We start from the raw sequence: 7,916 nt of genomic DNA, 5'->3' as shown, positions 1-7,916 counted from the left end.
GATCACGGGGGCTGGCGGGCCCGGCGTGGCCCGGTACCCGGCGGCGCGGGGGTTCCCTGTCGGACACTTCCGTCACCTGCCGGGGGTCGGAGCGGTCGGGGGGCTGACGGACACGGCGGCGGGCGCGCGGCCGGGCCGGCACCGGGCCTCGGGGCCGGCGGCGCACAGCGGCGACCGCCTGGCGGACACTCGAGCCACCCGGCCGCAGACCCGAGCCGCCACGAGCCCGCGAGCGGAAACCGCGCCGGGGGCCGGACGAACGCCGGGATCACGGGGGCAGGCGGGCCCGGCGAGGCCCGGTACCCGGCGGCGCGGGGGTTCCCTGTCGGACACTTCCGTCACCTGCCGGGGGTCGGGGCGGGGCCGTTGGGCATGGCCTCGGGGGCGAGGACGAGGGGGAGGTGCGCGGCGCTCTGCCAGACGCCGGGGGCGGCGCTGGGGACGCCCTTGACCGTGCCGTCGCGGTCGAGGAAGGCGGGGTCGCCGCCGGGCACCATGCCGAGCTCGCGGGCGCGGCGCTGGAGGGCCTCGGGGGCGGAGTAGGCGTCGATGTCCCGCTGGAGGGCCTGTTCCTCGTCGGTGAGGCTCTTGGTCTCGCGCTGGAGGTCGTCGAGCTTGAACGCGCCTTCGCTGAGGGCCGAGTTCAGCACCAGGAGGCCGATGAGACCGCCGCCGAGGAGAAGGACCACGAGGAGCACGAACGGCATGCGGGCCGCCCGCGCGGTGCCGGTCGGGAAGAGCCGCGCGAGACGGGCCGCCCTCCCCTTCAGTTCGGGTTTACTGCTCACTCACGCTCCCTCGGGTCCGGAACACCCGGCCGCCCTGCACGTGGCTCACTCGACGTCCTCTCTGATGCGCTGCGCCCCGCGCAACCGCGCCGGTGCCGCCCGCCGGTTCTCGGCGATCTCCTCTTCCGTGGGGAGTTCGGCACCGCGCGTGAGCAGCTTGAGCCGCGGCTGGTAACGCTCGGGCACGACGGGCAGTCCGGGCGGCGCGGTGGTGGCGGCGCCCGCCGCGAACACCTGCTTGACCAGCCGGTCCTCCAGCGAGTGGTACGACAGCACCGCGATCCGCCCGCTCACGTCGAGCGCCTTCACGGCGGCCGGGATCGCCCGCTCCAGGACGGAGAGCTCGCCGTTGACCTCGATGCGCAGGGCCTGGAAGGTGCGCTTGGCCGGGTTGCCGCCGGTGCGCTTGGCGGCCTGCGGCAGGGCGTCCCGGATCAGCTCGACCAGCCGCGCGCTGTTGCTGAACGGCTCCTTCTCCCGCTCGCGCACGACCGCGGACACGATCCGCTTGGCCTGCTTCTCCTCGCCGTACGCCCGGAGGATGCGCACGAGTTCGCCCGGCGGGTACGTGTTGAGGACCTCGGCGGCGCTGGCGCCGGTCGTCTGGTCCATCCGCATGTCGAGCGGGGCGTCCTGGGCGTAGGCGAAGCCGCGGTCGGCCTCGTCGAGCTGCATGGAGGAGACGCCGAGGTCGAACAGGACACCCTGCACGCGCGCGATGCCGAGCTTGTCCAGCACCTCGGGCAGTTCGTCGTACACCGCGTGGACGAGGGTGGCGCGCTCCCCGTAGGGCGCGAGACGCTCGCCGGACAGGCGCAGGGCCTCCGTGTCGCGGTCGAGGGCGACGAGCCGGGCCTCGGGGAACCGCTCGAGCAGCGCCTCGCTGTGGCCGCCGAGGCCGAGGGTGCAGTCGACGACCACCGGGTCCGGGCCCTTAAGGGCGGGTGCCAGCAGGTCCAGGCACCGCTGGAGCATCACCGGGACGTGTCGACTCTGTCCCTCCCGTCGCCCACCGCCACCCTCATTCGAATGCGCTTCGCGCCCCATTGATCCTGGGCCCTCTCAGATCCGGCGCGGGCCCACGCACCGCCGGGTCCCCGCCCGCTGCTGAAGGGGAGGCCTGCCGGCGCCGGAAGCGTCAGCCGACCGGGAGCGGGAGGAGGCCGAGCCGTACGTACGTACCGCGCACGTGGGGAGATCGCCGGGCGTCGCCGGGTCTCCGGGGAAATCAGTCCAGCAGGGAGAGTCTCGCCTCCCGCTTCGCGTCACTTTAGTCCACCGTGTCTCCCGGTCAATCAACCGGCCTGCGCGTCGCGACCGGCAGGCACGCCACCCTTGTGGGTTACCTCACTCCAAAGCCCGATGGCGTTCTTTGTCCCCTCTCACAGCGGGCCCGGAACAGTCGTGACCAGTACCGTCATGGATATGACGACTTCTGCATCAGTTCCCACGGGTTCGGAGAGCGCCATAGCCGGAAGCGGCACGGTCACCGACCGTATCGTCGACGCCAACACCCGGTACGCCGCCGACTTCGGCCACGCCGGGATGGACGCCAAGCCCGCCCTGCACGTGGCCGTCGTGGCCTGCATGGACGCGCGCCTCGACCCGCTCGCCACGCTCGGCCTCGAGCTCGGTGACTGCCACACGATCCGCAACGCCGGCGGCGTCGTCACCGACGACGTGATCCGCTCCCTCACCATCAGCCAGCGCAAGCTGGGGACGCGGAGCGTCGTCCTCGTCCACCACACCGGCTGCGGCATGGAGACCCTCACCGAGGACTTCCGGGGCGACCTGGAGGCCGAGGTCGGCCAGCGCCCGGCCTGGGCTGTGGAGTCCTTCCAGGACGCCGACCAGGACGTACGGCAGTCGATGCGGCGCGTGCGCACCTCGCCGTTCCTGCCGCACACCGACGACGTCCGCGGATTCGTCTACGACGTCGGGACCGGCCTGCTGCGGGAGATCGACCCCGCCTCCTGACCTGGTCACCCGCCCCTGGCCACCACCCCGGAGCCGGCCTGCCGTAGCTGTCGAAAACCTGTCAGTCACGCGTTCGAAAGGGTCGCAAGGCCGACATATCGCGGCCAGTTATCCACAGTCGAGTGACACGAATCGGTAACGGCAGCAAGAATGCGGGAGTGACGTCACGCTGAGCGTTTCACGCGTGGTGTCCGTGGTTCGGGGTGGGCCGGCGCGCGTCATGCGGCGTCGGTCCGGGAAAATGGGGTATCCCGTGCTCCCTGGGAGCATGGGAAAGGCCGAGGAGGGCCGGGTGACGACCTATGACGATCGAGCGAGCCTCACTGATCTGACCGCCGTGGTGGAGCGGGTGCGGGAGTCGGTGGAAGGCGTGATCGAGGGCAAGCCCGAGGTCGTACGGCTCTCGCTGACCGTACTGCTCGCCGAGGGACATCTGCTGATCGAGGACGTCCCGGGAGTCGGCAAGACGATGCTCGCCAAGGCACTGGCGCGGTCCATCGACTGCTCGGTGCAGCGCATCCAGTTCACGCCCGACCTGCTGCCGTCGGACATCACCGGTGTGTCCATCTGGGACCAGCAGCGCCGTGACTTCGAGTTCAAGCCGGGCGCGATCTTCGCGCAGGTCGTGATCGGCGACGAGATCAACCGCGCCTCGCCCAAGACGCAGTCCGCGCTCCTGGAGTCGATGGAGGAGCGGCAGGTCACCATCGACGGCGACACTTACGAACTGCCGAGCCCCTTCATGGTGGTGGCGACGCAGAACCCGGTCGAGATGGAGGGCACCTACCCGCTGCCGGAGGCCCAGCGCGACCGTTTCATGGCCCGGGTCTCGGTCGGCTACCCCAGCGCGGAGGCCGAGTTGCAGATGCTGGACGTGCACGGCGGCGTCTCGCCGCTGGAGGACCTCCAGCCCGTGGCCCACGCGCACGAGATCCTCAAGCTGATCGAGGCGGTACGCGGCGTGCACGTCGCCGAGCCGGTCCGGCGCTACGTGGTGGAGCTGGTCGGTGCCACGCGCACGCACCCCGACCTCAGACTGGGCGCCTCCCCGCGCGCGACGCTGCACCTGCTGCGCGCGGCGAAGGCGTCCGCGGCCCTCAGCGGCCGGGAGTACGCGCTGCCGGACGACGTGCAGGCCCTGGCCGTCGCCGTCCTGGCCCACCGCCTGCTGCCCACCGCCCAGGCCCAGCTCAACCGCCGCACCTCCGAGCAGGTCGTCGAGGAGATCCTGCAGCGCACGCCGGTGCCGGCGGCGCCACAGCAGCAGAGCGGCTTCGGCGGCCTGGGCCGCGGGGTGCCGGCGTATCCCCAGCAGCCGCCGCGGAGGCTGTGATGACCACCGCGGGGACGGGGCACGCGGAGGCCGACCGGGACGAGAAAGGCGGCATCCGCACCGCCCTGGCCGGTCTGACCACCCGCGGACGCTCCTTCCTGGCCGCCGGCGTCGCGGCCGCCGTCTGCAGCTACGTGCTCGGGCAGAGCGACCTGCTGCGCGTGGGTCTGCTGCTGGCGGTGCTGCCGCTGGTGTGCGCGACGATCCTGTACCGCACGCGCTACCGGGTCGCGGGCAGCCGCCGGCTCTCCCCCGCGCGCGTGCCCGCCGGCAACGAGGCCCGGGTCCACCTGCGGATGGACAACGTCTCGCGGCTGCCCACGGGCCTGCTGATGCTCCAGGACCGGGTGCCGTACGTGCTCGGCCCCCGGCCGCGCTTCGTGCTGGACCGGGTGGAGGCGGGCGGCCGGCGCGAGGTGTCCTACCGGGTGCGCTCCGACCTGCGCGGCCGCTACCCGCTGGGCCCGCTCCAACTGCGCCTGACCGACCCGTTCGGCATGTGCGAGCTGACCCGGTCCTTCTCGACGTACGACAACCTGACGGTGATCCCGCGCGTGGAGCCGCTGGCGCCGGTGCGCTTCAGCGGTGAGGCGAAGGGGTACTGCGACGGGCGGCAGCGTTCGCTCGCGCTGGCCGGCGAGGACGACGTGATCCCGCGCGGGTACCGCTACGGCGACGATCTGCGCCGCGTGCACTGGCGATCCACGGCCCGCTACGGCGAGTTGATGGTGCGCCGCGAGGAGCAGCCGCAGCGCGCCCGCTGCACGGTGCTGCTCGACACCCGGGGCATCGCCTTCCAGGGCGCGGGCCCGGACTCGCCCTTCGAGTGGGCCGTGGCGGGCGCCGCGTCCGTGCTGGTGCACATGCTCGAACGGGGCTTCTCGGTACGGCTGTTGACCGATACCGGCAGCGCTGTGCCCGGCGAGGGCGGCGACGGCTTCGCGGGCGCGAGCCAGGGGTCGGCGGACGCGGCCGGGCTGATGATGGACACCCTCGCGGTGATAGACCACTCCGACGGCGCGGGCCTGTCCCGGGCCTACGACGTGCTGCGCGGCGGGAACGAGGGGCTGCTGGTGGCCTTCCTCGGCGATCTGGACGAGGAGCAGGCGGCCGTGGTGGCCAGGATGCGGCAGCGCGGCGGAGGCGCGGTCGCCTTCGTGCTGGACAGCGAGACCTGGGTGCGGGAACCGAGTGACGTGCCCGGTCCGTCGGACGGGAGCGAGGAGCGGCTGCGCATGCTGCGCGAGGCGGGCTGGACGACTCTGGGCGTGCCTCGGGGGGCCTCCCTGGACGAGCTGTGGCGACAGGCGGACCGGGAGCGCAGGGGCGTGACCGCGGCCGGCGGCGGGGAGGGACCGTGATGAGCGGGCGGATACGACTGACGCTGGGCGCGTGGGCGGCGACGCTGATGGCCGCGTGCGCCCTGCTGCCCCTCGTCAAGCCGGCCACGTGGATCGTGCAGGCGGCCTTCCTGCTGGGCGTGCAGGCGGGCGTGGGTGCCGCGGCCCGCAGGGTGCCGCTGGCCCGGCCGCTGACGGTCGCGGCACAGGCCGTGGTCACGGTGTTCGTGCTGACGTTCGTGTTCGCCCGTGAACAGGCCCTCGCCGGGCTGGTCCCGGGGCCGGAAGCCCTCGACCGCTTCGCGATCCTGCTCCGGCAGGGCGGGGACGACATCGCGCGGTACGCGATCCCGGCCCCCCTGGAGTCCGACGGCATACGGCTGATGCTCATCGGCGGGGTTCTGATCATCGGGCTGCTGGTGGACACCCTCGCGGTGACCTTCCGCAGCGCCGCCCCGGCCGGGCTGCCGCTGCTCGCGCTGTACTCCGTGGCCGCGGGGCTGTCCGACGGGGGCACGGACTGGCTGTGGTTCCTGGTGGCGGCGGCCGGCTATCTGATGCTGCTCCTGGCCGAGGGGCGGGACCGACTCTCCCAGTGGGGCCGGGTCTTCGGCGGGGCCTCGCACACGGCCGGAGGGGAGCAGAGCGGCGCGGTCGCCCCGGTCCGCACCGGCCGGCGCATCGGCGTGGTCGCGCTGGGCATCGCCCTGGTGGTTCCGCTCGGCCTGCCCGCGATGAACGGCGGCCTGCTGGACTCGGTGGGCGCCGGCGCGGGCTCCGGCACGGGCGGCGGGGGCACGATCTCCGCCGTGAACCCGCTGGTGTCGCTGCGGGACAGCCTGAACGCGGACGACGACCAGCAGGTCCTGTCCGTGAAGACGAAGATGCCGGACGTCTCGGACCTGTATCTGCGGATCGTGTCCCTGGACGACTTCGACGGCACCACCTGGAAGCCGTCCCGGCGGTCCATCACCGCCCTCCCCGACGGCACGTTCCCGACCCCGGTCGGCCTCGGCCCGGACGTGAAGCGCACGGAGGTCGACACCACGATCTCCGCGGCCGACTGGTACGCCCAGGACTGGCTGCCCATGCCGTACCCGCCGAGCGGGGTGAACATCCGGGGCAACTGGCGTTACGAGCCCCTGGGCATGACGCTGGTCGGCGACCACGGCCAGAACACCCGGGGCCTGACGTACCAGGTCAAGAGCCTGGACGTGCAGCCGACGGCGGAGCAGCTGGCCTCGGCGCCGCGGCCGCCGGCGTCCATCAAGCGCGATTTCACCAAGCTGCCCGACTCGCTGCCGTCGGTGGTGGCGAGCACGGCCCGCAAGGTCACCGAGGGCGCGGCCAACCCGTACGACCAGGCGGTCAAGCTCCAGGACTGGTTCGCCGTGACCGGCGGCTTCGAGTACGACACCCAGGTGCAGGTCGGCAGCGGCTCGCAGGCGATCGCCCGCTTCCTGAAGGACAAGCAGGGCTTCTGCGTGCACTTCTCCTTCGCGATGGCGGCCATGGCCCGCTCCTTGGGCATACCGGCCCGGGTCGCGGTGGGCTTCGCGCCCGGTTCCCCGCAGGCGGACGGCTCGGTGTCGGTGGGGCTGCGGGACGCGCACGCCTGGCCCGAGCTGTACTTCGAGGGCGTGGGCTGGACCCGCTTCGAGCCGACTCCGAACCGCGGCTCGATGCCGTCGTACACGCTGCCGGACGACCCGGGCAGCTCGGTGCCGGACGCCGCGCGCCCGACCGAGACGTCCTCCGCCGCGCCCTCCGCGACGCCCTCGGCGAGCGAGAGCTGCACTCCGGAGCAGAAGAAGCTGGACGGCGGGTGCGCGAGCGAGTCCCCGCAGGCGGCGCTGCCCACGGACGACGACGGCCCGAAGTGGTACGCGATCCTGGCCTGGGCCCTGGCGGGCCTCGCCGCACTGGCGCTCCCCCTGGCCCCGATGCTGTGGCGCCTGCGGACGCGCACGGTCCGGCTGGGGGCACATGGCCGCGGCGAGGCGGACGCGGCGCCGCACACCCTGGCCGTCTGGCAGGAGCTGACCGACACCGCGTGGGACTTCGGCATCACGCCGGACGAGTCACAGACCCCGCGCAAGGCGGCCGCCCGCATCGTCGCCCTCGGCGGGCTCGATGGGACGGCCGCGGCCTCGGTGCACCGGGTGGCGAACGCGGTGGAGCAGGTCCTGTACGCGCCCCAGCCCCGCCCGACGGCGGGCATCGCGGACGACGTCCGCCGTGCGACAGCAGGTCTGAGCGCCGCGGTCAGCCGGGGTGCCAGGCTCCGCGCGGTCCTCGCGCCACGCTCCACGGTGCGCGTGGTGTGGACGGCGTCGGCCTGGTGGTCCGGGGTGCGGGAACGCGTCCTGGCGATGCGGCCGACGTGGCGGAAGGCGTCGGGGCAGCAGGGCTGAATCCGCTGAACCCATGGCATGCGTCAACGGCATGCGTCAGGGGGTGACCACCCGGTGGGTGGTC

6 protein-coding genes are annotated in these 7,916 nt (G+C 73.2%); 4 read left to right on the top strand and 2 right to left on the bottom strand.

From position 1 onward, the window contains the following. Positions 1-338: 338 nt before the first annotated feature. Together ACFTZL_RS36865 and rsmH are read right to left on the bottom strand one after the other, a co-directional pair. A complete protein-coding gene (locus ACFTZL_RS36865; protein ID WP_382592343.1) occupies positions 339-788 on the bottom strand; it encodes a septum formation initiator family protein in 450 nt (149 codons plus the stop codon). 45 nt (positions 789-833) lie between these two features. After that, entirely contained in the window at positions 834-1,835 is a 1,002-nt protein-coding gene (rsmH, locus tag ACFTZL_RS36860; RefSeq protein ID WP_382592340.1) for a 16S rRNA (cytosine(1402)-N(4))-methyltransferase RsmH, read from the bottom strand. Positions 1,836-2,213: 378 nt separating this feature from the next. On the opposite strand from rsmH, the gene ACFTZL_RS36855 reads away from it, so the two are divergent. The 4 genes from ACFTZL_RS36855 (at position 2,214) to ACFTZL_RS36840 (ending at position 7,852) form a co-directional block, all read left to right on the top strand. Next, positions 2,214-2,765, top strand: a complete 552-nt coding sequence (locus ACFTZL_RS36855) for a beta-class carbonic anhydrase (RefSeq protein ID WP_382592337.1) — start codon at positions 2,214-2,216, stop codon at positions 2,763-2,765. Between the two features lie 292 nt (positions 2,766-3,057). Then, positions 3,058-4,098 (top strand): AAA family ATPase, encoded by a 1,041-nt coding sequence (locus ACFTZL_RS36850; protein WP_382592346.1) that lies wholly within the window; start codon positions 3,058-3,060, stop codon positions 4,096-4,098. Next, a complete protein-coding gene (locus ACFTZL_RS36845; RefSeq protein WP_382592334.1) occupies positions 4,098-5,459 on the top strand; it encodes a DUF58 domain-containing protein in 1,362 nt (453 codons plus the stop codon). The genes ACFTZL_RS36850 and ACFTZL_RS36845 overlap by 1 nt, the downstream gene beginning before the upstream one ends. Further along, a complete protein-coding gene (locus tag ACFTZL_RS36840) occupies positions 5,459-7,852 on the top strand; it encodes a DUF3488 and DUF4129 domain-containing transglutaminase family protein (RefSeq protein ID WP_382592331.1) in 2,394 nt (797 codons plus the stop codon). Before ACFTZL_RS36845 ends, ACFTZL_RS36840 begins: the two co-directional genes overlap by 1 nt. Positions 7,853-7,916 lie beyond the last annotated feature (64 nt).

Source organism: Streptomyces sp. NPDC056948 (genome assembly GCF_042674225.1).
Lineage (GTDB): Bacteria > Actinomycetota > Actinomycetes > Streptomycetales > Streptomycetaceae > Streptomyces > Streptomyces purpurascens.
The sequence above is the reverse complement of the archived record's forward strand: the minus strand, read 5'-3'. Positions and strand labels throughout refer to the sequence as shown.

Excerpts from the sequence above, each read along its gene's own strand:
- rsmH (WP_382592340.1), bottom strand. The coding sequence starts at position 1,835 with ATGGGGCGCGAAGCGCATTCGAATGAGGGTGGCGGTGGGCGACGGGAG.
- ACFTZL_RS36855 (WP_382592337.1), top strand. The coding sequence starts at position 2,214 with ATGACGACTTCTGCATCAGTTCCCACGGGTTCGGAGAGCGCCATAGCC.
- ACFTZL_RS36845 (WP_382592334.1), top strand. The coding sequence starts at position 4,098 with ATGACCACCGCGGGGACGGGGCACGCGGAGGCCGACCGGGACGAGAAA.
- ACFTZL_RS36840 (WP_382592331.1), top strand. The coding sequence starts at position 5,459 with ATGAGCGGGCGGATACGACTGACGCTGGGCGCGTGGGCGGCGACGCTG.